Annotated in this window: 21 protein-coding genes and 2 tRNA genes; 20 read left to right on the top strand and 3 right to left on the bottom strand. The window is 59.6% G+C overall.

Features of this window, described 5'->3' with window-relative positions; genetic code table 11:
* Positions 1-39 precede the first annotated feature (39 nt).
* Both Q668_RS08170 and xseA read right to left on the bottom strand, forming a co-directional pair.
* The gene (locus Q668_RS08170; protein WP_081697569.1) at positions 40-1,956 is read right to left on the bottom strand and encodes a propionyl-CoA synthetase; all 1,917 of its coding nucleotides are present in this window, start codon (positions 1,954-1,956) and stop codon (positions 40-42) included.
* A gap of 70 nt (positions 1,957-2,026) precedes the next feature.
* Positions 2,027-3,406 carry an exodeoxyribonuclease VII large subunit gene (gene xseA, locus Q668_RS08165; RefSeq protein WP_036219481.1) on the bottom strand — a complete coding sequence of 460 codons (1,380 nt, stop codon included), beginning with the start codon at positions 3,404-3,406 and terminating at the stop codon, positions 2,027-2,029.
* A gap of 190 nt (positions 3,407-3,596) precedes the next feature.
* Here xseA and guaB point away from each other — a divergent pair, with 190 nt between their 5' ends.
* The 6 genes from guaB to Q668_RS08135 all read left to right on the top strand — a co-directional run bounded on the left by guaB (position 3,597) and on the right by Q668_RS08135 (position 9,996).
* The gene (gene guaB / locus Q668_RS08160; RefSeq protein WP_022989118.1) at positions 3,597-5,060 is read left to right on the top strand and encodes an IMP dehydrogenase; all 1,464 of its coding nucleotides are present in this window, start codon (positions 3,597-3,599) and stop codon (positions 5,058-5,060) included.
* A 64-nt stretch (positions 5,061-5,124) separates the two neighbouring features.
* Positions 5,125-6,702 carry a glutamine-hydrolyzing GMP synthase gene (gene guaA, locus Q668_RS08155; RefSeq protein ID WP_022989117.1) on the top strand — a complete coding sequence of 526 codons (1,578 nt, stop codon included), beginning with the start codon at positions 5,125-5,127 and terminating at the stop codon, positions 6,700-6,702.
* Positions 6,693-7,202, top strand: a complete 510-nt coding sequence (tadA, locus tag Q668_RS08150; RefSeq protein ID WP_152521767.1) for a tRNA adenosine(34) deaminase TadA — start codon at positions 6,693-6,695, stop codon at positions 7,200-7,202. The genes guaA and tadA overlap by 10 nt, the downstream gene beginning before the upstream one ends.
* The gene (gene galE / locus Q668_RS08145; protein WP_022989115.1) at positions 7,199-8,185 is read left to right on the top strand and encodes a UDP-glucose 4-epimerase GalE; all 987 of its coding nucleotides are present in this window, start codon (positions 7,199-7,201) and stop codon (positions 8,183-8,185) included. The genes tadA and galE overlap by 4 nt, the downstream gene beginning before the upstream one ends.
* 36 nt (positions 8,186-8,221) lie before the next feature.
* Positions 8,222-9,568: a UDP-glucose dehydrogenase family protein gene (locus Q668_RS08140; RefSeq protein ID WP_022989114.1), complete on the top strand. Its 1,347-nt coding sequence runs from the start codon at positions 8,222-8,224 to the stop codon at positions 9,566-9,568.
* 17 nt (positions 9,569-9,585) lie between these two features.
* Complete coding sequence (locus Q668_RS08135; protein ID WP_022989113.1) at positions 9,586-9,996, top strand: HIT domain-containing protein; 411 nt, start codon at positions 9,586-9,588, stop codon at positions 9,994-9,996.
* Between the two features lie 13 nt (positions 9,997-10,009).
* On the opposite strand, the gene fabR is transcribed toward Q668_RS08135, so the two are convergent.
* Entirely contained in the window at positions 10,010-10,636 is a 627-nt protein-coding gene (fabR, locus tag Q668_RS08130; protein WP_022989112.1) for an HTH-type transcriptional repressor FabR, read from the bottom strand.
* A 334-nt stretch (positions 10,637-10,970) separates the two neighbouring features.
* Between fabR and aspS the strand changes: the two genes are divergently transcribed.
* From aspS to nadA, 14 genes are all read left to right on the top strand, one after another.
* Complete coding sequence (gene aspS / locus Q668_RS08125; protein ID WP_022989111.1) at positions 10,971-12,770, top strand: aspartate--tRNA ligase; 1,800 nt, start codon at positions 10,971-10,973, stop codon at positions 12,768-12,770.
* Positions 12,771-12,839: 69 nt separating this feature from the next.
* Positions 12,840-13,367 (top strand): crossover junction endodeoxyribonuclease RuvC, encoded by a 528-nt coding sequence (gene ruvC, locus Q668_RS08120; RefSeq protein ID WP_022989110.1) that lies wholly within the window; start codon positions 12,840-12,842, stop codon positions 13,365-13,367.
* Positions 13,368-13,397: 30 nt separating this feature from the next.
* Positions 13,398-14,030 carry a Holliday junction branch migration protein RuvA gene (ruvA, locus tag Q668_RS08115; protein ID WP_036219479.1) on the top strand — a complete coding sequence of 211 codons (633 nt, stop codon included), beginning with the start codon at positions 13,398-13,400 and terminating at the stop codon, positions 14,028-14,030.
* 147 nt (positions 14,031-14,177) lie between these two features.
* Complete coding sequence (gene ruvB / locus Q668_RS08110; RefSeq protein WP_022989108.1) at positions 14,178-15,209, top strand: Holliday junction branch migration DNA helicase RuvB; 1,032 nt, start codon at positions 14,178-14,180, stop codon at positions 15,207-15,209.
* Positions 15,202-15,624 carry a tol-pal system-associated acyl-CoA thioesterase gene (ybgC, locus tag Q668_RS08105; RefSeq protein WP_022989107.1) on the top strand — a complete coding sequence of 141 codons (423 nt, stop codon included), beginning with the start codon at positions 15,202-15,204 and terminating at the stop codon, positions 15,622-15,624. The genes ruvB and ybgC overlap by 8 nt, the downstream gene beginning before the upstream one ends.
* A 36-nt stretch (positions 15,625-15,660) precedes the next feature.
* The gene (tolQ, locus tag Q668_RS08100) at positions 15,661-16,350 is read left to right on the top strand and encodes a protein TolQ (RefSeq protein ID WP_022989106.1); all 690 of its coding nucleotides are present in this window, start codon (positions 15,661-15,663) and stop codon (positions 16,348-16,350) included.
* A 31-nt stretch (positions 16,351-16,381) separates the two neighbouring features.
* Positions 16,382-16,828: a protein TolR gene (gene tolR, locus Q668_RS08095; protein ID WP_022989105.1), complete on the top strand. Its 447-nt coding sequence runs from the start codon at positions 16,382-16,384 to the stop codon at positions 16,826-16,828.
* An 18-nt stretch (positions 16,829-16,846) separates the two neighbouring features.
* Positions 16,847-17,854, top strand: a complete 1,008-nt coding sequence (gene tolA / locus Q668_RS08090; protein WP_022989104.1) for a cell envelope integrity protein TolA — start codon at positions 16,847-16,849, stop codon at positions 17,852-17,854.
* 53 nt (positions 17,855-17,907) lie between these two features.
* The gene (tolB, locus tag Q668_RS08085) at positions 17,908-19,191 is read left to right on the top strand and encodes a Tol-Pal system beta propeller repeat protein TolB (RefSeq protein ID WP_052009689.1); all 1,284 of its coding nucleotides are present in this window, start codon (positions 17,908-17,910) and stop codon (positions 19,189-19,191) included.
* 59 nt (positions 19,192-19,250) lie between these two features.
* Positions 19,251-19,820 (top strand): peptidoglycan-associated lipoprotein Pal, encoded by a 570-nt coding sequence (gene pal, locus Q668_RS08080; RefSeq protein ID WP_022989102.1) that lies wholly within the window; start codon positions 19,251-19,253, stop codon positions 19,818-19,820.
* Between the two features lie 25 nt (positions 19,821-19,845).
* Positions 19,846-20,592, top strand: a complete 747-nt coding sequence (gene ybgF, locus Q668_RS08075; protein ID WP_022989101.1) for a tol-pal system protein YbgF — start codon at positions 19,846-19,848, stop codon at positions 20,590-20,592.
* Between the two features lie 112 nt (positions 20,593-20,704).
* Positions 20,705-20,780 (top strand) — tRNA-Lys (locus Q668_RS08070).
* Between the two features lie 62 nt (positions 20,781-20,842).
* Positions 20,843-20,918 (top strand) — tRNA-Lys (locus tag Q668_RS08065).
* 194 nt (positions 20,919-21,112) lie between these two features.
* Positions 21,113-22,174, top strand: a complete 1,062-nt coding sequence (gene nadA, locus Q668_RS08060) for a quinolinate synthase NadA (protein WP_022989100.1) — start codon at positions 21,113-21,115, stop codon at positions 22,172-22,174.
* The last annotated feature ends 14 nt before the right edge of the window (positions 22,175-22,188 follow it).

The following is a 22,188-nucleotide window of genomic DNA, read 5'->3' as shown; positions in this document are numbered from 1 at the left end:
GGCCTTGATGGGTTTTCTTACGGTAGGGTCCGGGGCGGATCAGCGTCCGAATTTCTCGCTGATTTCTTCCAGGATTGCCGGGTCGTCGATGGTGCTGGGTACGTTGTACTGTTCACCGTCGGCGATCTGCCGGATCACCCGCCGCAGGATTTTGCCTGACCGGGTTTTCGGTAGCCTTTCCACCACAATGGCGCGGCGGAAGCAGGCGATAGCGCCGATCTTCTCCCGCACCATTTCCACCAGTTCCTCTTCGAGCTCGTCCTGGTCGATGGTGGCGCCGTCCTTGATCAGTACCAGGCCGACCGGGATCTGGCCTTTCATATCGTCGTGGGCACCTACCACGCAGCATTCGGCGATGGCCGGGTGAGAGGCAACCACTTCTTCCATTTCGCCGGTGGACAGGCGGTGGCCCGCCACGTTGATCACGTCGTCGGTACGGCCCATTACGAACACGTAGCCGTCATCGTCAATAAAGCCACCATCGCCGGAGCTGTAGAAGCCTTCGATGGGCCGCAGGTAGCTGTTCAGGAAGCGCTCGTCGTCGCCCCATACGGTCATCAGGCAGCCCGGTGGCAGCGGTAATTTAACGGCAATCTGGCCTTGCTCGCCGGCGGGTACCTGGCGGCCGTCCATATCCACCACCTGAACGTTGAAGCCGGGGGAGGGAACCGTGGCGGAGCCGGGTTTGGTGGCCATCATTTCAATGCCCACCGGGTTGCAGCAAATGGCCCAGCCGGTTTCGGTCTGCCACCAGTGGTCCAGCACCGGCAGGCCGGTATGTTCCTTCAGCCATTCGTAGGTGGGCGGGTCCAGTCGCTCACCGGCCAGGAAGATACGCTTGAGGGAAGACACATCGTACTTGGCCAGCTGGTCCGCCTCCGGGTCTTCCTTGCGCACGGCGCGGAAGGCAGTCGGAGCGGTGAACAGCATGTTCACCTTGTGTTCTTCAACCACGCGCCAGAAGGCACCGGCATCCGGGGTGCGTACCGGCTTGCCCTCATAGAGGATGGTGGTGCAGCCGGTGAACAGCGGCGCGTAGATAATATAGCTGTGGCCAACCACCCAACCGACGTCCGAGGCGGCCCAGAACACATCTCCGGGCTTGGCGTCGTAGACCAGTTCCATGCTGTATTTCAGGGCGACGGCGTGGCCGCCGTTATCCCTTACCACGCCCTTGGGCTTGCCGGTGGTTCCGGAGGTGTACAGTACGTACAGCGGATCGTTGGCTTTAACCGGTACCGGGTCCGCCGGGCTGGCTGCGGCAGAAATGGTGTTCCAGTCAAAGTCCCGGCCGTCCTGCATGTCTGCCTTTGCTTGCGGGCGTTGGTAGACCACGCAGAATTCCGGCTTGTGGCTGGATTGCTCGATGGCTTTATCTACCAGCGGCTTGTATTCGATCACCTTGGTGATTTCGATGCCGCAGGAAGCCGTCAGCAAGGCCTTGGGCTTGGCGTCTTCAATCCGTACCGCCAGTTCGTGGGCGGCAAAACCGCCGAACACCACAGAGTGGATGGCACCAAGGCGGGCGCAGGCCAGCATGGCAATGGCGGCCTGGGGGATCATCGGCATATAGATGATTACCCGATCGCCTTTTTCGATACCGCGATCACGCAGTGCGCCGGCAAAGCTGGCCACTTCGTCACGCAGTTCGTTGTAGGTGAATGTCTGGCGGGTATCGGTAACGGGGGAATCGTAAATCAGTGCGGTCTGGTCGCCGCGGCCGGCGCGGATGTTGGCGTCCAGCGCTACGTCACTGGTATTGAGTACACCATCGGGAAACCATTCGCCGTGGCCGTTATCCTTGGCCTGCCAGATGGTCTTGGGTGGCTCGATCCAGTCGATGTTTTGCGCCTGGTCTCGCCAGAAGTCGTCCCGCTGATCAATCGACCGACGGAATTCGGCGTTGTAGCTCATGTGCTCCACCTCAGTTGTATCGTTTTTTATTTTAGGGTTGATGGCTACAACTGTAGGGGCTTTGAAAAAGGGGGCTACTAGACCATAGGCGTAGTTTTGATCGGTTCCGGGCCTATTCTGTGACAGAATTGACTTTCGTCACCTCTGCCGACACGTTGCCCTGTCCAAACCGGGCGGTGATGGCCTGGCCGGCTGACAGCTGATCGGCACTCCGTACGATGCGGTTCTTGTCATCCCGCACGATGGCGTAGCCGCGGCCAAGGGTGGCCAGCGGGCTGACCACGTTCAGGGTCTGGGCATTCAACTGGAGCTTTTCCTGCTGCTGCCGCAGGTTCTGGCGAATGGCTTTGTTCAGCCGTTCATTCAGTCGCTGCACCTGCTCCCCGGCATTCTGCAGGGTTTTTGCTGGCGACTGGGTGCCCAGCCGCTGGGCCAGGTGTCCGGTTTTAAGCTGCTGTTGCTGCAGCTTCAGGTTCATGGCCTTGTTTAGGCGCATGTCCAGCTCGTCCATGCGCTGGGCTTTGTCCTGGAGTTCCCGGCGCGGGTCCCGAAGCCTTGCGGCCAGGTGGCCGAGTTGCTGGTCCAGCCGGAGCAGCAAACGGCGGGCGGATTGCCCCAGCCGGAGTTGCTGTTCAGCTAGGCGGCGCAGCCACTGGTTTTGATCCGGCGAGATTTTTTCCGCTGCGGCAGAGGGGGTGGGTGCCCGAAGGTCTGCCACGAAATCGGCGATGGTAACGTCCACTTCGTGGCCCACTGCACTGACGGTGGGAATAGAGCATCCGGCAATCGCCCGGGCGACGGCTTCTTCGTTAAAGCACCAGAGGTCCTCCAGCGAGCCGCCGCCCCGGCCAATGATCAGCACATCCGCCACGCCGTGGCGCTGGGCGCGATCGATGGCGTTTACAATGTCGGCCGTCGCAGCCTGCCCCTGAACGGCAGTGGGGTAGAGCGTGACCGGAATGGCCGGGCAACGCCGTGCCAGCACGGTGAGAATGTCGTGAATGGCTGCGCCGGTGGGTGAAGTGACCACGCCGATGTGGCGCGGGGTAACGGGCAGGGGCTTTTTGCGAGCCGGGTCGAACAGGCCCTCGGCCTGCAGTTTCATTTTCAGGGCTTCAAATGCCTGCTGCAGCGGCCCCAGGCCGGCAGGTTCCAGGTGTTCTACGATGATCTGGAAGTCACCCCTGTTCTCGTAGAGGGTCACCTTGCCGCGAATGCGGATCTGGTCGCCTTCTTTCGGCAGGGTGCGAATACGCTGGTTCGCCCCGCGAAACATGGCGCAGCGGATCTGGCATTTCTGGTCTTTCAGTGAAAAGTACCAGTGGCCGGACGACGGCCGGGAAAAACTGGACAATTCGCCTTCCACCCATACCTGCATGAAGCTGGATTCGAGCAGGTGCCTGGCCTGGTGATTGAGTTCGGAAACGCTCAGTGCTCTTGGGCGGGTGTCCGGATAGGGGGGTATCAAAGGGCGGGCTCCCGGTTTTTTCATACGCAATAGCCGAAGGTGACAGGCAAAAATAACGTAAATTCAGAAAGATGCAACCAAACCGCAAAAACCCTGCGGTTTACTGTGTTCTGTCACCACTTTATAATAGATCGATTAAGGATTTTGCTTTGTTGCACCGCCGCGGGTGCAGCTGGGAAATTCCAAACTTAGCATGTTCAAAAGGCGGACCCAAATGCTGCGTATTGCCGAAGAAGCCCTCACGTTTGATGACGTTCTCCTGGTTCCCGGATTCTCGGAAGTTCTACCTCACCAGGTTGAGCTGAAAACCCAGTTGACAAAAGGTATCACCCTGAACATTCCGCTGGTATCAGCGGCCATGGACACGGTAACCGAAGCTGAGCTGGCGATCGCCATGGCGCAGGAAGGCGGCATTGGCATCATGCACAAGAACATGACGGTTGAACAGCAAGCTGCTGCGGTACGCAAGGTCAAGAAGTACGAAAGCGGTGTGGTGAAAGACCCGATTACCGTTAACCCGGACACCACCGTGCGGGAACTGGTTGATATCACCATGGCCAACAGCATCTCCGGCCTGCCGGTGGTGGATGGCAACGACCTGGTCGGCATCGTTACCGGCCGTGATATCCGTTTTGAAAGCCGCATGGATACCCCGGTGCGGGATATCATGACGCCGAAAGACAAGCTGGTTACTGTCAAAGAAGGGGCCAGCCTTGAGGATGTGAAAGAGTTGCTGCACCGCCATCGCATCGAGAAAGTGCTGGTGGTAAACGACGACTTCCAGCTGCGCGGCCTGATTACTGTTAAAGATATCCAGAAGGCCAAGGATTACCCGCTGGCCTGTAAAGATGAGCAAGGCCGTCTGCGTGTTGGTGCTGCGGTGGGTACCGGTGGCGACACCGAAGCCCGTATTGCCGCACTGGCCGAAGCCGGTGTAGACGTGATCGTGGTAGACACTGCCCACGGCCACTCCAAGGGTGTGATTGACCGGGTTCGCTGGGTCAAGCAGAACTACCCCGATGTGCAGGTGATTGGTGGCAATATTGCGACTTCCGCCGCAGCCATCGCCCTGGCCGACGCAGGCGCAGATGCCGTGAAGGTTGGTATTGGCCCCGGCTCCATCTGTACCACCCGTATTGTGGCAGGTATTGGCGTGCCTCAGATTTCTGCGGTTTCCAATGTAGCTGCTGCCCTGAAAGAGCGCGGTGTGCCGTTGATTGCCGACGGTGGCATCCGGTTCTCCGGCGATATCGCCAAGGCCATTGCCGCTGGCGCCCACGCCGTGATGGTTGGCAGCCTGCTGGCAGGTACTGACGAAGCCCCGGGTGAAGTTGAACTGTTCCAGGGTCGTAGCTACAAAGCTTACCGTGGTATGGGTTCCCTGGGTGCCATGGGGCAGGGCTCCAGTGACCGTTATTTCCAGGACGCCAGCAAAGGTATTGAAAAGCTGGTTCCGGAAGGTATCGAAGGTCGTGTTGCCTGCAAGGGCCCGATGCGTAACATCGTGCACCAGCTGGTTGGCGGCCTGCGTGCCTCCATGGGTTACACCGGCAGCGCCACCATGGACGACATGCGTACCAAGCCTGAATTTGTGCGGATTACCAATGCCGGTATGCGTGAGAGCCACGTTCACGACGTGACCATCACCAAGGAAGCGCCGAACTACCGCATCGGTTAATTCAGCCTGATCTGATGCGGCCCGGTTTCCGGGCCGCGTTGTTTTTTTAAAGCCCGAGGACTCCATGGCTCAGAACATTCACGACCACCGTATCCTGATTCTTGATTTCGGTTCCCAGTACACCCAGCTGATTGCCCGTCGCGTTCGGGAAATCGGGGTTTACTGCGAGATCAAGGCCTTTGATATCACAGACGAAGAACTCGCCGAGTTCAATCCCAAAGGCATCATTCTGGCCGGTGGTCCGGAGTCGGTAACCCAGCTGGGTGGTCCCCGTGCTCCGGAAGGCCTGTTCGACAAGGGCATCCCGGTTCTGGGTATTTGCTACGGCATGCAGACCATGGCCGAGCAGCTCGGCGGCCGGGTGGCCAGCTCCGAGAAGCGCGAGTTCGGTTATGCCCAGGTTAAGGTTCGTGCCAAGGGCCCACTGCTGGCAGATATTACCGACCACCTGACGCCGGCTGGCGATTCCCTGCTGGACGTCTGGATGAGCCACGGCGATAAAGTAGTTGCCATGCCGGAAGGCTTCGAGCTGCTGGCGTCTACCGAAAGTGCGCCGGTTGCCGCCATGCAGGACCTGAGCCGCAACCTGTACGGCGTTCAGTTCCATCCGGAAGTCACTCACACCCTGCAGGGTAAGCGCATCCTCGAGCACTTTGTCCTGACCATCTCCGGTTGTGAGGCTCTGTGGACCCCGGCCAAGATCGTTGACGATGCCGTTCGCCAGATTCGCGAGCAGGTGGGTTCCGACAAGGTGCTGCTGGGCTTGTCCGGCGGTGTTGATTCCTCGGTTACCGCCGCGCTTCTGCACAAGGCCATTGGTGACCAGCTGACCTGCGTGTTCGTGGATAATGGCCTGCTGCGCCTGCACGAAGGCGACCAGGTGATGGACATGTTCGCCAGCAACATGGGCGTGAAGGTTATCCGTGCCGATGCCGAAGACCTGTTCCTGTCCAAGCTCAAGGGCGTGAACGATCCCGAGCAGAAGCGCAAGATCATCGGTAACACCTTTATTGATGTGTTCGATGCTGAAGCCGCGAAGATCAAGGATGTGAACTGGCTGGCCCAGGGCACCATCTATCCGGACGTGATTGAATCCGCTGCGTCCAAAACCGGTAAAGCCCATGTCATCAAGTCCCACCATAATGTGGGTGGCTTGCCGGAAACCATGAAGATGAAACTGGTAGAGCCGCTGCGCGAGCTGTTCAAGGACGAAGTCCGCAAGATCGGCCTCGAGCTTGGCCTGCCGTACGACATGGTCTACCGCCACCCGTTCCCGGGTCCGGGTCTGGGTGTGCGTATCCTTGGCGAAGTAAAGAAGGAATACGCCGAGATCCTGCGCCGCGCCGACGCCATCTTCCTGGAAGAGCTGCACCGCGCGGACCTGTACCACAAAACCAGCCAGGCTTTTGCCGTGTTCCTGCCGGTGAAATCCGTGGGTGTAGTGGGTGATGCCCGCCGCTACGAATACGTGATCGCGATCCGTGCCGTGGAAACCGTGGACTTTATGACCGCACGCTGGGCGCGGCTCCCGTACGAAGTGCTGGAAACCGTATCCAACCGGATCATTAACGAGATTTCCGGTGTGTCCCGGGTAACCTACGACATCTCGTCCAAGCCGCCCGCAACAATCGAGTGGGAATAAAGGACGACCAGTACTGGATGGCCAGGGCGCTTGAGCTGGCCAGCCAGGCTGCAAGCAAGGATGAAGTGCCGGTAGGTGCCGTGGTGGTGCTGAATGGCAAGGAAATCGGGGCCGGGTTTAATGCCCCGATTTCCGGGTGCGACCCGACCGCCCATGCGGAAATCGGGGCCCTGCGGGACGCCGCCGCCAGGGTTGGCAATTACCGGTTGGCCGGTGCCACCTTGTACGTGACGCTGGAGCCCTGCACCATGTGCGTGGGCGCCATAGTGCACAGCCGTATCAGCCGCCTGGTGTATGGGGCCGCAGAACCCAAGGCCGGCGCCGTAGAATCCGCCCGCAGAACGCTGGAAGAGCCGCACCTGAACTGGCGGGTAGAGGTAACCGGCGGTGTGATGGCCGAAGCATGCGGGCAGGCTATTTCAGAATTTTTCAGCCGGCGCCGTCGGGAAATCCGTGCGCGCCGACAACAAAACTCAGGGAAGGGAAACGAAACCCCATGAAAGTTCTCGTTACCGGCGGTGCCGGTTATATCGGCAGCCATGTGGTCCGGCAGCTGGCTGCAGCAGGCCACGACATTGTGGTTTTCGACAATCTTTCCACCGGCTATCGCTGGGCGGTCACTGCCGGTGAGCTGGTGGTGGGCGACCTGGCCGACGAACAGGCTATTGAAGCCGTTTTCTCGCAGCATAAGTTTGAGGCGGTCCTGCATTTTGCCGCCAACATTGTGGTGCCGGAGTCGGTCAGCAATCCCCTCAAGTATTACAGCAACAACACCCGCAACACCCTGAACCTGCTCAAAGCGGTGGAAAGCCACCAGGTGCCCTACATGGTGTTTTCCTCCACGGCTGCTGTGTATGGCATGCCGGAAGAAACGGTACTGACCGAAGACCTCCCGCTGGCGCCCATCAATCCCTACGGTGCATCCAAGATGATGAGCGAGCGCATGATGATGGACCTGGCCGCAGCCAGCAGCCTGAACTATGTAATTCTGCGCTATTTCAACGTGGCCGGCGCCAACCCTGACGGACTTCTCGGCCAGGCAACGCCGGAAGCGACCCACCTGATCAAGGTCGCCAGCGAATGCGTAACCGGCCAGCGCGAGGGTATGAGCGTGTTCGGTACTGATTACGAAACCCGCGATGGCACCTGCATCCGCGATTATATCCACGTGGAAGACCTGGCCAAGGCCCATGTGATGGCGCTGGATTATATGGCCGGAGGCGGGGAGTCGCAGGTGTTGAACTGTGGCTACGGCCGCGGCTTTACCGTGCGGGAAGTGATTGATGTGGTAAAGGCGGAATCCGGTGTGGATTTCCCGGTCACCGAAACCGGCCGCCGCGCCGGAGACCCGGCTGCCTTGATGGCCGACAACACGCGAATCAAGAAAGTTCTGGGCTGGCAGCCGGATTACGATGGCCTCAATACCATCGTGCGCACCGCGCTGGCCTGGGAAAAGATCTGGCTGCAGAAAAAAAGCCGCTGATTGACGCACTTTTCAACGAAATTCAGGAACAGTTACATGAAAATCACGATTTTCGGAACCGGTTATGTTGGCTTGGTGACGGGTGCCTGCCTGGCGGACGTGGGGCACCACGTGCTGTGCATGGATGTCGACCAGGGCAAGATCGAAAAGCTGAAGAACGGCCAGATCCCCATCTACGAGCCGGGCCTGGATAACATCGTCAAGCACACGGTTGAAGCGGGCCGCCTGTCCTTTACCACCGATACCGAAGAAGCCGTCAAGCACGGCACCCTGCAGTTCATCGCCGTGGGCACGCCGCCGGATGAAGACGGCTCCGCAGACCTGCAATACGTGCTGGCCGTGGCCAAGTCCATCGGCCAGTACATGGATGATTACAAGGTGGTGGTGGACAAATCCACCGTACCGGTTGGCACCGGCGACAAGGTGAAAGCGGCGGTTCGTGCCCAGCTGGACCATCGTGGCCTGGAGCTGGATTTCGATGTGGTCTCCAACCCGGAATTCCTGAAAGAAGGGGCGGCCATCAACGACTTCATGAAGCCGGACCGGATTGTGGTGGGCACCGACAGCGAACAAGCCGCGGACCTGCTGCGTGAAGTCTACTACCCGTTCAACCGCAGCCACGACCGGATGATCTTCATGGACATCCGTTCCGCCGAGCTGACCAAGTACGCCGCCAACGCCATGCTGGCCACCAAGATCAGCTTCATGAACGAAGTGGCTAACCTGGCCGAGCGCCTGGGCGCGGATATCGAGGAAGTGCGTCGCGGTATCGGTTCCGACCCCCGTATCGGTTACCACTTTATCTATCCCGGCTGCGGCTACGGCGGCTCCTGCTTCCCGAAAGACGTCCAGGCCCTGGCCCGCACTGCCCGCGACTGCGATTACGACGCGAAACTGCTGAATGCGGTCGAGGCGGTCAACTACGCCCAGAAGCACGTGCTGTTCGACAAGATCAGCCATTACTTCCAGGGCGACCTGAAGGGTAAAGTCATTGCCTTGTGGGGGCTGGCTTTCAAGCCGAACACCGACGACATGCGTGAAGCCTCGGCCCGCACCCTGATGGAAGACCTCTGGAAAGCCGGAGCCGCCGTGCAGGCCTTTGACCCGGAAGCCATGGAAGAAACCCAGCGTATCTACGGTGACCAGGATGGCCTGACCCTGTGCGGTACCAAAGAGCAGGCCCTGAAAGGCGCCGATGCCCTGGCCATCTGCACCGAGTGGAAAGAATTCCGTTCCCCGGATTTCGACGTGGTGTCCAACACCCTCAAGCATCCGGTGGTCTTTGATGGTCGTAACCTGTACGAGCCGGAAATGCTCGAGCGCTATGGTTTGATCTACTACGCCATCGGCCGCGGCCGCAACCAGTTCCATTCGGCGCTCTGAGCCGGGGAGGGCAGGTGATGTTCCAGTTACATGAACGCCTGGCGGCAGACACCCATAACCTTGGGCGCAGCCAACTGTGCGAAATCCTGCTGATGAACGACCGCACCTGGCCCTGGATTATCCTGGTGCCGGCGGTGCCGGATATTCGGGAGATCTACCAGCTCGACAAAGAGCAACAGGAACGGTTGCTGGAAGAATCGTCGACCCTGAGCCAGGGCATGATGGAGATCTTCGGTGGCGACAAGATGAACGTGGCGGCGCTGGGCAACATGGTGCCGCAGCTTCACCTGCACCACATCGTACGCTTTGAAGGCGACCCGGCCTGGCCGGGCCCGGTATGGGGTAAGCAGCCGCCGGTTCCCTACGAGGACGGCGAACTGGAACAGATCAAGGAAAAACTCAAGCCGCTGCTCCAGCAACTGGCCTGAGTACTCTTTGGTATTACTCCCGGCCCTGCTGCCACTGCGCCAGGGTCTGGGAACCTACCAGAATCATCCGAAGCTCCGTCTTCAGCTTGGCTTTCAGCTCCTCCCGCTCTTTGGGTGTAGCATCCAGCGCTTCCGCGCCCTGATTGAACACCAGGGTAACCATGGACTCGGCCACCAGCCGGGCATCCGCCAATGGCTTGTTCTGCTCCTCGGCAAACCGGCGCAAATCATCGGCCAGCTCCGTCACGAAGTGATCAATCTCCGCCTTCACCGCCGTCCGGAACGGCTTCGACACCCCGGTACGCTCCCGCAGCATCAGCCGGAACAGATTGGCGTTATTGCCCAGATACTCCATAAACGTATCCACCGACGTAGAAATAGCACTGCCGTCGCGCACAATCCGCTTGCGGGCCTGCCGCATCAGCTGTCGCAGCGCCACACCGCCTTCGTCCACCAATGCCAGCCCCAGCTCATCCAGCTCGGCAAAGTGCCGGTAAAACGACGTTGGCGCAATCCCGGCCTCCCGGGCAACCTCCCGCAAACTGAGACTGCCAAAGCCCCGATCCGCGCTCAGCTGTGCCAGGGCCGCGTCCATCAGCGCCCGCCGGGTTTTCTGTTTCTGTTCCGCTCTGGTGGCCAACTTACAACTCCATCCGCCGGTCAAACCATTCATTCTAGCCCCCGGTTTTTTGATAGTCATCCCGACGTTAGATATCCGACTCCAATTCTCCTTCGGCACGCCTGATTTTCGCAGGCATTGTGTTTATAATGGGCGGCTTTTACTGGCGCCGCCAAATTACTGTGCGGCCAAGAACGACGTAGCGTCGGGCGGGGGGGTGTGCTTTCCGAAACCTTGCGTAGCCAGGGATGGCGGAGCAGAGCGTACAGGGATGTATTCACAGCGTGTTTCGGAAAGCACACCCCCCGCCCGATGCGGGACACAACGCACACATTCAGAACGAACGGGAACCGATATGCGCAGTCATTATTGCGGTGGGATCAACGAATCTCACATTGATCAGGAAGTTACACTCTGCGGATGGGTACACCGCCGCCGTGACCACGGTGGGGTAATTTTCCTGGATCTGCGGGATCGGGATGGCATGTCCCAGGTGGTTGTCGACCCGGACACCCCGGAAAGCTTTGCCCTGGCAGAGAAAGTTCGCAGCGAATTTGTTGTCAAAGTAACCGGCCGCGTGCGTCGTCGCCCGGCAGGTACCGAAAACAACAACATGCCGACCGGACAGGTGGAGCTGCTGGGCAAGGAAGTCACCATCCTGAACGCCGCCGCCACGCCTCCGTTCCCGCTGGATGAGCATGTAGACGTTGGTGAAGACGTACGCCTGCGCTACCGCTTTATCGACCTGCGCCGTCCCGAGATGATCAACCGCCTGCGTTTCCGCTCGCGGGTAACCAGCTACATCCGTAACTTCCTGGACAGCCGCGGCTTCATGGATGTGGAAACCCCCATCCTGACCCGCGCCACACCGGAAGGTGCCCGCGACTACCTGGTGCCGAGCCGTACCCACGAAGGCTCCTTCTTCGCGCTGCCCCAGTCTCCGCAGCTGTTCAAACAGATGCTGATGGTGTCCGGCGTTGATCGTTACTACCAGATTGCCAAGTGCTTCCGTGACGAGGACCTGCGGGCCGATCGTCAGCCGGAATTCACCCAGGTAGACATCGAGGCCTCTTTCATTGATGAAGAGACCCTGATGAAACTGAACGAAGACATGATCCGCGCACTGTTCAAAGACGTGCTCGATGTCGACCTGCCGGAATTCCCGCGCATGCCGTATTCCGAGGCCATGCAGCGCTACGGCAGCGACAAGCCGGACCTGCGTATCCCGCTCGAGCTGCAAGACGTGGGCGACCTGGTTGAAAGTGTCGACTTCAAGGTATTTGCCGGCCCCGCCAAGGATCCGAAAGGCCGTGTTGCCGCCCTGCGCGTGCCCAAGGGTGCCGAGCTGACCCGTAAGCAGATTGACGACTACACCAAGTTTGTCGGTATCTATGGCGCGAAAGGCCTGGCCTACATCAAGGTGAACGAGCTGGCCAAGGGCGCTGAAGGCCTGCAATCTCCGATCGTGAAGTTCCTGGGTGATGACGTTGCCCTGGCGATCATGGAGCGCGTGGGCGCAGAAGACGGCGACATCGTGTTCTTCGGTGCCGACAAGGCTACCGTGGTGAACGAAGCCCTGGGTGCCCTGCGCATCAAGGTTGGCCACGACCTGAACATGCTCACCTGCGAGTGGGCTCCGATGTGGGTTGTGGACTTTCCGATGTTCGAAGAACTGCCGGACGGCGGCCTGACGGCTATCCACCACCCGTTCACCGCACCGTCCTGCAGCCCGGAAGACCTGGCCGCAGACCCGGCGAATGCATTGTCCCGTGCCTATGACATGGTTCTGAACGGTACCGAGCTGGGTGGTGGTTCCATCCGTATCCACGACGAGAAAATGCAGGAAGCCGTATTCCGCATCCTCGGCATTGGCGAGGAAGAAGCCCGCGCCAAGTTCGGCTTCCTGCTGGATGCCCTGAAGTTCGGTTGCCCGCCGCACGGTGGTCTGGCCTTTGGCCTGGATCGCCTGGTGATGCTGATGACCGGTTCTTCGTCTATCCGCGATGTCATCGCCTTCCCGAAAACCCAGAGCGCCACCTGTCTGATGACCCAGGCGCCGGGCGAGGTTGATGAAAAGCAGCTGAAAGAACTGCACATTCGCCTGCGCCGCTCTGCCAAGGCCGTTGAAGGCAACAAGGCAGAAGACAAAGAGTAAGGGCACAATGCCGGAGGTGGTGCGCCACCTCCGGCCTGGCCACACTCTCCCACTTCCGAGGGCAGACGGATGGCAATCATCCTGGGGGTAGACCCCGGTTCCCGAATTACCGGTTACGGCATCATCCGCGTTGAAGGTCGCACCATCGAGTACATCGACAGCGGCTGCATCCGGGTGGGGGAAAAGCCCATGGCCGAGCGTCTGCAAACCATCTTCCAAAGCCTTGCGCTTCTCATCGGCGAGTATCGCCCTGAAGAATTTGCCATCGAGCAGGTGTTCATGGCCCGCAACCCGGATTCCGCCCTGAAACTGGGGCAGGCCAGGGGAGCGGCCATTGTCAGCGCTGCCAACAGCGGCCTGGCGGTACACGAGTACTCGGCCCGGCAGGTCAAGCAGGCGGTGGTGGGTACCGGTGGTGCGGACAAGTCCCAGGTGCAGCATATGGTACAGGCGCTGCTGGGGTTGTCCCGCAAGCCTCAGGCCGATGCTGCCGATGCCCTGGCCATTGCCCTTTGCCATGCCCATATGAATCAGAGTGTCATGAAGCTGGCACGGTCTGGTGGCAAGGTGCGTAGCGGGCGTGTGCGACAACAATAACCGGCTGGCAACAGCTACAGGAGTCCTGCTTTGATTGGTCGTATTCGAGGAATATTGCTGGAGAAGGCGCCGGGGCATGTTCTGGTGGAATGCTCCGGCCTGGGTTACGAAATCGACATTCCTTACACCACGTTTTTTCATCTTCCGGACGCCGGCCAGGAAGTCACCTTGCACACCCATTTTGCGGTGCGGGAAGATGCCCAGAGCCTGTTCGGTTTTGCCTCAAGGCTCGACCGTGATTTGTTCCGTCTGCTGATCAAGGTTAACGGTGTAGGCCCCAAGCTGGCGGTAGGCATACTCTCCGGCCTGGATGCGCAGCAGTTTATCCGCTGCGTGGAAGTGAAAGACGTCAACGCCCTGGTGAAGCTGCCCGGCGTCGGCAAAAAGACTGCAGAGCGTCTGCTGATCGAGATGGCGGACCGTATCGGCCAGCTGGAAGGGCAGTTTGTGCCGACGATGCCGGACACCCCGGCTGCATCCGGGGGCCCTGGTAATCAACCGCCAACAGGCCCGGACCCGCGGGACGAAGCGGAAGCGGCCCTGATTGCCCTGGGCTACAAACCCCAGGAAGCGGCAAAGGCCATCAGCAAGGTGGCCGAGCCGGAGATGACCAGCGAAATGCTGATCCGGCTTGCCCTGAAGAACATGATACCGGCCGGGTGATACCCCGGCTTTTTTGTGTCGCTCCATGACACTATTGTGTAGAGAGCGTAACGTGACTCGAACCAAGCCCTTTGTACAATTGGTGCAACCTGGAATTCAGGGGCAACCAATGGGCACGTTGTTTATTCCCAGCAAGCGGATAATGCCATGATTGAATCGGACCGACTGATATCGGCGACAGCCGGAGACTACGAAGAAGTGCAGGACCGGGCCATCCGGCCTACGCTGCTATCCGAGTATGTTGGCCAGCCCAGTGTCCGTGAACAGATGGAGATCTTCATTTCTGCCGCCCGTGCCCGGCAGGAAGCCCTGGACCACGTGTTGATCTTCGGCCCGCCGGGGCTGGGTAAAACCACGCTGGCCAACATCATTGCCAACGAGATGGGCGTTTCTATCAAAACCACCTCCGGACCGGTGCTCGAGAAAGCCGGCGACCTGGCCGCCATGCTCACCAATCTGGAAGAAGGCGATGTCCTGTTTATCGACGAGATTCATCGCCTGAGCGCTGCGGTTGAAGAAGTGCTGTATCCGGCCATGGAAGACTACCAGCTGGATATTATGATCGGAGAAGGGCCGGCCGCCCGCTCCATCAAGCTGGACTTGCCACCGTTCACGCTGGTGGGTGCCACCACCCGTGCCGGCCTGCTGACTTCGCCGTTGCGGGATCGCTTTGGCATTGTGCAGCGGCTTGAGTTCTATAACACCCAGGACCTTACCCACATCATCATCCGTTCGGCCCGCCTGTCGTCAGTGAAAATTGATGAGTCCGGTGCCTTCGAGATTGCCCGCCGCTCCCGGGGCACACCACGGATCGCCAACCGGCTGCTGCGCCGGGTGCGGGACTTCGCGGAAGTGCGTTCAGACGGTCATATCACCGCCGATATCGCCGACCAGGCCCTGAATATGCTGAAAGTAGACAGCCAGGGCTTTGATCACATGGACCGCCGCCTGTTACTGGCGATGATCGAAAAGTTTGATGGTGGCCCGGTGGGCGTAGAGAGCCTGGCGGCAGCAATCAGCGAGGAGCGGGGCACCATCGAGGATGTGCTGGAACCGTTCCTGATCCAGCAAGGCTACATGGTGCGCACCCCCCGGGGGCGTATGGTGACCTCCAACGCCTACCAGCATTTCGGTGTGGTGCCGCCGAAATCCGGCAGGGAGGAAAATCGTTTTGACTGAGAACAGCCCGAATATCTTCGAACTACCCATCAGGGTGTATATAGAAGATACGGATGCCGGTGGTATTGTTTTCCACGCCAAGTACCTGCACTACATGGAGCGGGCACGAACCGAATGGGTTCGCAGCCGGGGTGTGAGCCTTCGGGCTGGTCTTGAGGACAACATCAGCTACGTGGTGCAGCGCATGAACATCCATTACCGGACACCGGCAAAGCTGGATGACCAGCTGCTGGTCACTGCCGAGCCGGTGGCATCATCCCGGGTATGGATGAGCTTTCGCCAGCAGGTACTGAAGGCGGAGAGCCGGGAGTTATTGTGTGAGGCAGAAGTGCGGGTGGCGTGTATTGCACTGGATACCGGGAAGCCCCGCCGCTTGCCGGAAAACATGTTGGAGATTCTTAAGAACTCCGCGTAACGAATTGAAAAATATAAACTTGGTCGGGAGTAGATAGTGGAAGCGGAACTTTCAGTCTGGCATCTGATTGCGAACGCCGGGGTACTGGTGCAACTGGTTATGTTGTTGCTGGTGGCAGCCTCGGTTATGTCCTGGGCTTTAATCTTTCAGCGCCTGCAGGTGTTTCGCAAGGCCAAGCGTGCGCAGCTGGCCTTTGAAGAAAGGTTCTGGTCTGGCATGGACCTGGGCCAGCTGTACAAGGAAGTAAGCTCAGACCCCACGCCGTACTCCGGCATGGAGGCGGTGTTCCGGTCCGGTTTCAAGGAATTTTCCCGCCTGCGCCAGCAAAGCCGGGACGCAGATGCGGTCATGGAGGGTGCCCAGCGCGCCATGCGGGTGGCTTTCTCCCGGGAGCAGGAGCGGCTCGAAACCCATTTGCCGTTCCTGGCCACGGTGGGTTCCACCAGTCCCTACGTGGGCCTGTTCGGTACCGTTTGGGGCATCATGAACTCCTTCCGGGGCCTGGCGCAGGTTCAGCAGGCAACCCTGGCTACGGTTGCGCCGGGCATTTCCGAAGCCCTGATCGCCACCGCCATGGGTCTGTTTGCCGCGATTCCGGCGGTTATTGCCTACAACCGGTTCGCCGCTATGTCTGATGCCTTGCTGAAGAACTACGAGACCTTCGCGGAGGAATTCTCCAGCATCCTGCATCGCCGGGTTCACAACAACGACCAGGCCGCAGGCTGATGGCTGACACCGGGCAAAGGGGAGAAACGGTATGAAAGGCATGGGAATGATGCCCCAGCAGCGGCGCAGGCCGATGTCGGAAATCAACGTGGTGCCCTACATTGACGTAATGCTGGTGCTGCTGGTGATCTTTATGGTGACGGCGCCCATGCTCACCCAGGGGGTGAAGGTGGATTTGCCGGAGACCACGTCTGACCCGATCCAGCAGGACAAAGACGTGGAATCCATTACCGTGTCTGTGGATGCCAATGGCGCCTATTACCTGGAAGTAGGTGATCGTGGCGGCGATCCGATGTCGCTGGACGAAGTGACCGACCAGGTGGCGAAGATTCTTTCCCAGCGGGCCAACAGTGAAATCATGGTACGCGGGGACGAGTTTGTGGATTACGGTGTTGTGGTGCGCCTGATGGCAGCATTGCAGGCGGCCGGCGCCAGCGGCGTTGGACTTATCACAGACATGCCCGACACTAACCCGTAACAAGGTGGCGAACGAGTTGTGACAGGTCACGAACGGGAAACGATCAGTACCGATACGCCGCCGTGGAAGTCGCCGGTTGTGTTATCGGTGGCGCTGCATGTGCTGCTTCTGGTGATTGCCCTGGCTGGCTGGTCGTGGACCAATCCTGTACAGGAACCGGAGCCCCGCAGTATCTCGGCAAGGCTGGTAAGCCCCGAGCCCAAGCCCAGCCCGGTGGTCGACGAGCAGGATCAGCGCGACAAGGAACAAGAGCGTCGCTTGCAGGAAGAGAAAGAGCGGCAGCAAGCGGAAGCCGAGCGCAAACGGCAACAGGAAGAAGCCAGGCGCAAAGAGGCCGAAGAGCAGGCTCGCAAGCGAGAGCAGGAGCGCAAACAGCAGGAGGCGAAAGCCCGGGAGCTGGCCGAGCAGCAGGCTCGCGAGAAAGAAGCCGCCCGCCAGAAAACGGAAGCCGAGGCGAAGGAGCGTGCTCGCCAGAAAGCCGAGCAGGAGCAGCGTGCCCGCGAAGAGGCTAAGCGTAAGGCGGAAGAAGAGCAGCGCCGCCGTGAGGAGGCCGAACGCCAGCGCCAGGAACAGCAAGCCCGGGAAGAGGCGGAGCGTAAGCGCAAAGAAGCCGAGCGCCGCCTGAAAGAACAGCAGCTGGAAGCGCTGGCTGAGCAGGCCCGCCAGGAGCGGGAGGCAGAAGCACGGCGCCAGCAGGAGGCGGCAGCGGCACGAGCCCGGGAAGCCCAGATGCTCAGTGACAGCGAAAAATACCAGGCCCTGATTCGGGACCGTCTGAGCCAGGCCTGGTATCCGCCGTCTTCCGCCACAGAGAACATGGTGGCCAGGCTACAGATTACCCTGTTGCCGACCGGGGAACTCGCCAATGTGCGGCTGGTCAGCAGTAGTGGCAATACAGCATTCGATAACTCGGCGCTGGGTGCGGCCCGCTCACTTAACCGCTACCCGGTACCGGACGACAGGGATACTTTCGAGCGGTACTTCCGCCAGTTTACGATTGAATTCAATCCGCAACGCCTGCGGTGAGGCCAGGGACTGATATGACACAAAAAACGAGTTGCCATAAAACAACCGTGAAAATGCTCCTGACCGGCTGGCTGGCAGCGATGATGCTGTCGGCAGGTAACGCCAGCGCCGAGCTGCTGATCCGGATAACCGAAGGAGCGAACTCGGCCATTCCGGTGTCGGTTGTGCCGTTTGCCGAAAGCGGCGCCATGCCGCCGGGCGACAAGGTGAGCAGCATCGTGCAGGGCGACCTCACCATGAGCGGTGAGTTCCGCACGCTTGAGCCCTCGAAAATGCTGAGCCTGCCATCGAAGGGTTCAGATGTGTACTTCCGGGACTGGCGCATGCTCGGCCAGCGCTATGTGCTGGTAGGCGAACTGACCCGCAGTGGCGACAGGGTTCATGCCCGCTATGAACTGTTTGATGTAAACCAGGAGAAGCGGATCCTGGGTGAGACCGCAGCTGCCGGTGTTGGTAGCGTCCGCACCCTGGCGCATCACATCAGCGACCGCATTTACGAAGCCATTACCGGAGAGCCGGGCGTGTTCTCCACCAAGCTCGCCTATGTGACGGTGAGCGGTGAGGGCGACCAGATGCGTTACCGGCTCCAGGTCAGTGACGTGGACGGCAAGCGGGCAAAAATCCGGCTGGAAAGCCGTGAGCCGATTCTGTCCCCGGCCTGGTCGCCGGACGGCAAGAAGCTGGCCTATGTGTCGTTCGAAACTGGCAAGCCAGCCATCTACGTGCACGAGCTGTCTTCCGGACAGCGGGACAAGGTAGCGGATTTCTCCGGCCTGAACTCGGCCCCGGCCTGGTCGGAAGACGGCAAGTCGCTGTTGATGACCCTGTCCCGTGACGGCAATGCGGAAATCTACCAGATGGACCTGGCCAGCCGGAAAACCACCAAGCTGACCAACCACTGGGCCATCGACACCGAGCCGGCCTGGGACTATGCCAACAAGGGCATTTACTTTACCTCGGACCGTTCCGGTGGCCCGCAGATCTACTTCATGGAGCGCCCGGGTGCCGAGCCGCGCCGGATCACCTTCGGCAGTCGTTACAACGCACGGCCTCGGCCGGATAACAAGGGTGAGTACGTGTATTACGTGCACCAGCGGGACCGGGCATTCCACATTGCCCGCACCAACCTGAAAACCGGTGACGAAAGCATTATCACCCGCACCGAATCTGATGAATCACCCAGTGTGTCGCCCAATGGCCGACTGCTGATCTATGCCACCGGCCAGAACGGATCCAGCGTGTTGACCGTTGTTTCTGCTGACGGCGGTGCGGCCTACAGCCTGCCAGCGGCCGATGGCGATGTAAGAGAACCGGCCTGGGGGCCGATCACCCGCTGAGGCTGTTAGCGCGGGCAGAAAAACTGGTTTAAGCAAACTCAAAAAGAGGGAAAGGAAGTATGAAACTGTCATTCTCAACAAAAGTGTTCGCTATGGTGCTTTCTGCCGGACTGGTAGCAGGTTGTAGCTCCACCGGCGAAAACATGGAAGACGAGGCCTACGGTTCTGACGTCCAGGCGATCGGCGGTGATGATGGCTCCACGGTGTATGGCGGCGACGATGGCGATGGCGTTTCCTCCGGTGTTCTGAGCGACGAAGAGCGCCAGACTGCCCGTGAGCAGGCCGAGCAGCAGGCCCTGCGTGATATCACTACCTTCTACTTCGATTTCGATACTTCCGAAATCAAGCAGGAAGCCCGTGACGTGCTGGTTGCCCACGCTCGCTACCTGGCAGACAATCCGCGCCAGCAGGTTCGCCTGGAAGGCCACGCCGATGACCGCGGCACCAAGGAGTACAACCTGGCCCTGGGTGAGCGCCGTGCCAATGCTATCCAGCGTTTCCTGATTGTGAACGGGGCTTCCCGTGGCCAGATGGAAACCGTAAGCTACGGAGAAGAGAAGCCGGCTGTACGTGGCACTTCCGACAGCGCCCGGGCGCAGAACCGTCGCGTAGAGCTGATTTTCCAGTAAACCTTCTGATTAACCGGACGGGCCCATGAGAAAACAGCTCATGGCGACCGTGCTGATCCCGCTGGGCCTTGGCCTGGCGGGAGTCGTTCAGGCACAGTCGTCGAATGTCTCCTCCCAGAGCAGTGCCGAACTGTTCTATATGATCCAGCAGTTGCAGGGCGATGTTCGCCGCCTGCAGGGCAGGGTTGAAGAGCAGCAGCACGAAATCAGCCGGCTGCAACAGCGGGGCCGGGATCGGTACGTCGACCTGGACCAGCGTATCCTGGATCTCTCCAAGGCGATCGAAGCGCGTCCGGAGCCTGCTGCCGCAAGTTCCGGCGGGGTAGCGGAAGCGTCAGGGGGTAGTGGCTCGCAGCCGGTACAGCCGGAGAAGGTTTACCGGTCTCCGGAAGCGGATGAAAAGCAGGCCTACGACGAGATCATCAGCCTGATCCGTAACGACAAGGATTACGACACCGCCATTTCACGGCTGTATGACTTTGTCGACAAGTATCCCGAAGGCGACCTTACCGTGAATGCCTATTACTGGCTGGGTGAGGTTTATCTGGCAAAGCCGCAGCCCGAGCAGGCAAAGCAGGCGTTCACGATTGTGGCAACCCGCTACAGTGATCACCGCAAAGCGCCAGATGCGGTCTACAAGCTGGGTGTCGCGCTGGATCGGCTGGGCGAGAAAGACGAAGCCGTGCGCCGGATGCAGAGCGTGGTGGATCGTTATCCGCAGTCGTCTGCCGCAGACCTGGCTAAAAAATACCTGGACAGTGCAGGAAGTTGATCGCACATTGAACGATCTGGTTGTCAGGTGATCAGCCAGGAAAAAAATATAAAGATTCCCGAAAAAAGGGGTTGATCACCCAAAAAAATTCAGTAATATGTGCGCCTCGTTTGGGTCGTTAGCTCAGTTGGTAGAGCAGTTGGCTTTTAACCAATTGGTCGAAGGTTCGAATCCTTCACGACCCACCAAACACAGAATGCCCGAAACCAACGCGGGTGTTCGCCGGATGAAAGGCCGGCAAAACAGTTACGGGTCGTTAGCTCAGTTGGTAGAGCAGTTGGCTTTTAACCAATTGGTCGAAGGTTCGAATCCTTCACGACCCACCAACAAACCGGAGTGCCTAAGGGCAGTTCGGTTGAAAAAAAGAGCCTTCGGGCTCTTTTTTTTTGCCTGTCGGGCCACCATCTTTTAATCAGAGCCGGCAGCCACTCAGGGCTTTATCACGGGTATATTGCAGGCCGATGAAATGCGGTGGGGAAGTGATATACTCTGGCGGTAAACGTATTTCAGAGATCCAGCGATGACACGAGCGCAAGACCGTATCCTTGTTCAGGAACACCTGGCCCACCAGGCCGAGCCCAAGCCTTTGAGCGACAGTGAAAAGGCCGACCTCGAGGCGCGCATCAAAGATGCCCTCAAGGCGAAGGATGCCGTGCTGGTTGCGCATTACTACACAGACCCGGACATCCAGCGACTGGCTGAGGAAACCGGCGGCTGTGTGGCAGACTCGCTGGAAATGGCCCGCTTTGGCAACCAGCATCCCGCGTCTACGGTTGTGGTGGCAGGCGTCCGCTTTATGGGCGAGACCGCCAAGATCCTTAACCCGGAGAAGCGTGTACTTATGCCCACCCTGGAAGCGACCTGCTCGCTGGATGTGGGCTGCCCGGCGGACGAGTTCTCCGAGTTCTGCGACCAGCATCCGGACCGGACCGTGGTGGTCTACGCCAATACTTCGGCGGCCGTGAAGGCGAGGGCAGACTGGGTGGTTACCTCCAGCTGTGCCCAGGCAATTGTTGAGCACCTGGATGCCCGGGGCGAGAAAATCCTGTGGGCGCCAGATAAACACCTTGGCCACTACGTGCAGAAAACCACGGGCGCCGATGTGCTGCTGTGGGACGGCTCCTGCATTGTGCACGAGGAATTCAAGTTCCGTGGCCTGGAAGATCTCAAGGCCCTGTATCCGGATGCCGCCGTGCTGGTGCACCCGGAATCACCGGATGCCGTGGTGCAGATGGCGGATGTGGTGGGTTCAACGTCCCAGCTGATTAACGCGGTGCAGACCCTGCCGAATGAAGAGTTCATTGTCGCCACCGACAACGGTATCTTCTACAAGATGCAGCAGCTGGCGCCGAACAAGACTTTGATTGAAGCCCCGACTGCCGGAAACGGCGCTACCTGCCGCAGCTGTGCCCATTGCCCCTGGATGGCCATGAACGGGCTCGAAAACCTGCTGCATGTGCTGGAAACCGGTGACCAGGAAGTGCGGGTAGACGATGCATTGCGTGAGGATGCCTTGCGCCCCCTGCGCCGTATGCTGGACTTTACCGCCAATATGAACCTGAAGGCCGCAGGCAACGCCTGATTTCAGCCTTGCCC

Origin of the sequence: Marinobacter sp. ES-1, assembly GCF_000475255.1 — a bacterium.
In the GTDB taxonomy this organism is placed as follows: domain Bacteria; phylum Pseudomonadota; class Gammaproteobacteria; order Pseudomonadales; family Oleiphilaceae; genus Marinobacter; species Marinobacter vinifirmus.
Note: the sequence above shows the minus strand (reverse complement) of the source record. Positions and strands in the feature narration are given on the sequence as shown.

What these genes read in the sequence shown, in the direction of transcription:
- pal (WP_022989102.1), top strand. Translation starts at nt 19,251, where the DNA reads ATGAAACTGTCATTCTCAACAAAAGTGTTCGCTATGGTGCTTTCTGCC.
- tolB (WP_052009689.1), top strand. Translation starts at nt 17,908, where the DNA reads ATGCTCCTGACCGGCTGGCTGGCAGCGATGATGCTGTCGGCAGGTAAC.
- Q668_RS08140 (WP_022989114.1), top strand. Translation starts at nt 8,222, where the DNA reads ATGAAAATCACGATTTTCGGAACCGGTTATGTTGGCTTGGTGACGGGT.
- guaA (WP_022989117.1), top strand. Translation starts at nt 5,125, where the DNA reads ATGGCTCAGAACATTCACGACCACCGTATCCTGATTCTTGATTTCGGT.
- tolR (WP_022989105.1), top strand. Translation starts at nt 16,382, where the DNA reads ATGAAAGGCATGGGAATGATGCCCCAGCAGCGGCGCAGGCCGATGTCG.
- galE (WP_022989115.1), top strand. Translation starts at nt 7,199, where the DNA reads ATGAAAGTTCTCGTTACCGGCGGTGCCGGTTATATCGGCAGCCATGTG.
- ruvB (WP_022989108.1), top strand. Translation starts at nt 14,178, where the DNA reads ATGATTGAATCGGACCGACTGATATCGGCGACAGCCGGAGACTACGAA.
- Q668_RS08135 (WP_022989113.1), top strand. Translation starts at nt 9,586, where the DNA reads ATGTTCCAGTTACATGAACGCCTGGCGGCAGACACCCATAACCTTGGG.
- ruvC (WP_022989110.1), top strand. Translation starts at nt 12,840, where the DNA reads ATGGCAATCATCCTGGGGGTAGACCCCGGTTCCCGAATTACCGGTTAC.
- aspS (WP_022989111.1), top strand. Translation starts at nt 10,971, where the DNA reads ATGCGCAGTCATTATTGCGGTGGGATCAACGAATCTCACATTGATCAG.
- guaB (WP_022989118.1), top strand. Translation starts at nt 3,597, where the DNA reads ATGCTGCGTATTGCCGAAGAAGCCCTCACGTTTGATGACGTTCTCCTG.
- xseA (WP_036219481.1), bottom strand. Translation starts at nt 3,406, where the DNA reads ATGAAAAAACCGGGAGCCCGCCCTTTGATACCCCCCTATCCGGACACC.
- ybgF (WP_022989101.1), top strand. Translation starts at nt 19,846, where the DNA reads ATGAGAAAACAGCTCATGGCGACCGTGCTGATCCCGCTGGGCCTTGGC.
- nadA (WP_022989100.1), top strand. Translation starts at nt 21,113, where the DNA reads ATGACACGAGCGCAAGACCGTATCCTTGTTCAGGAACACCTGGCCCAC.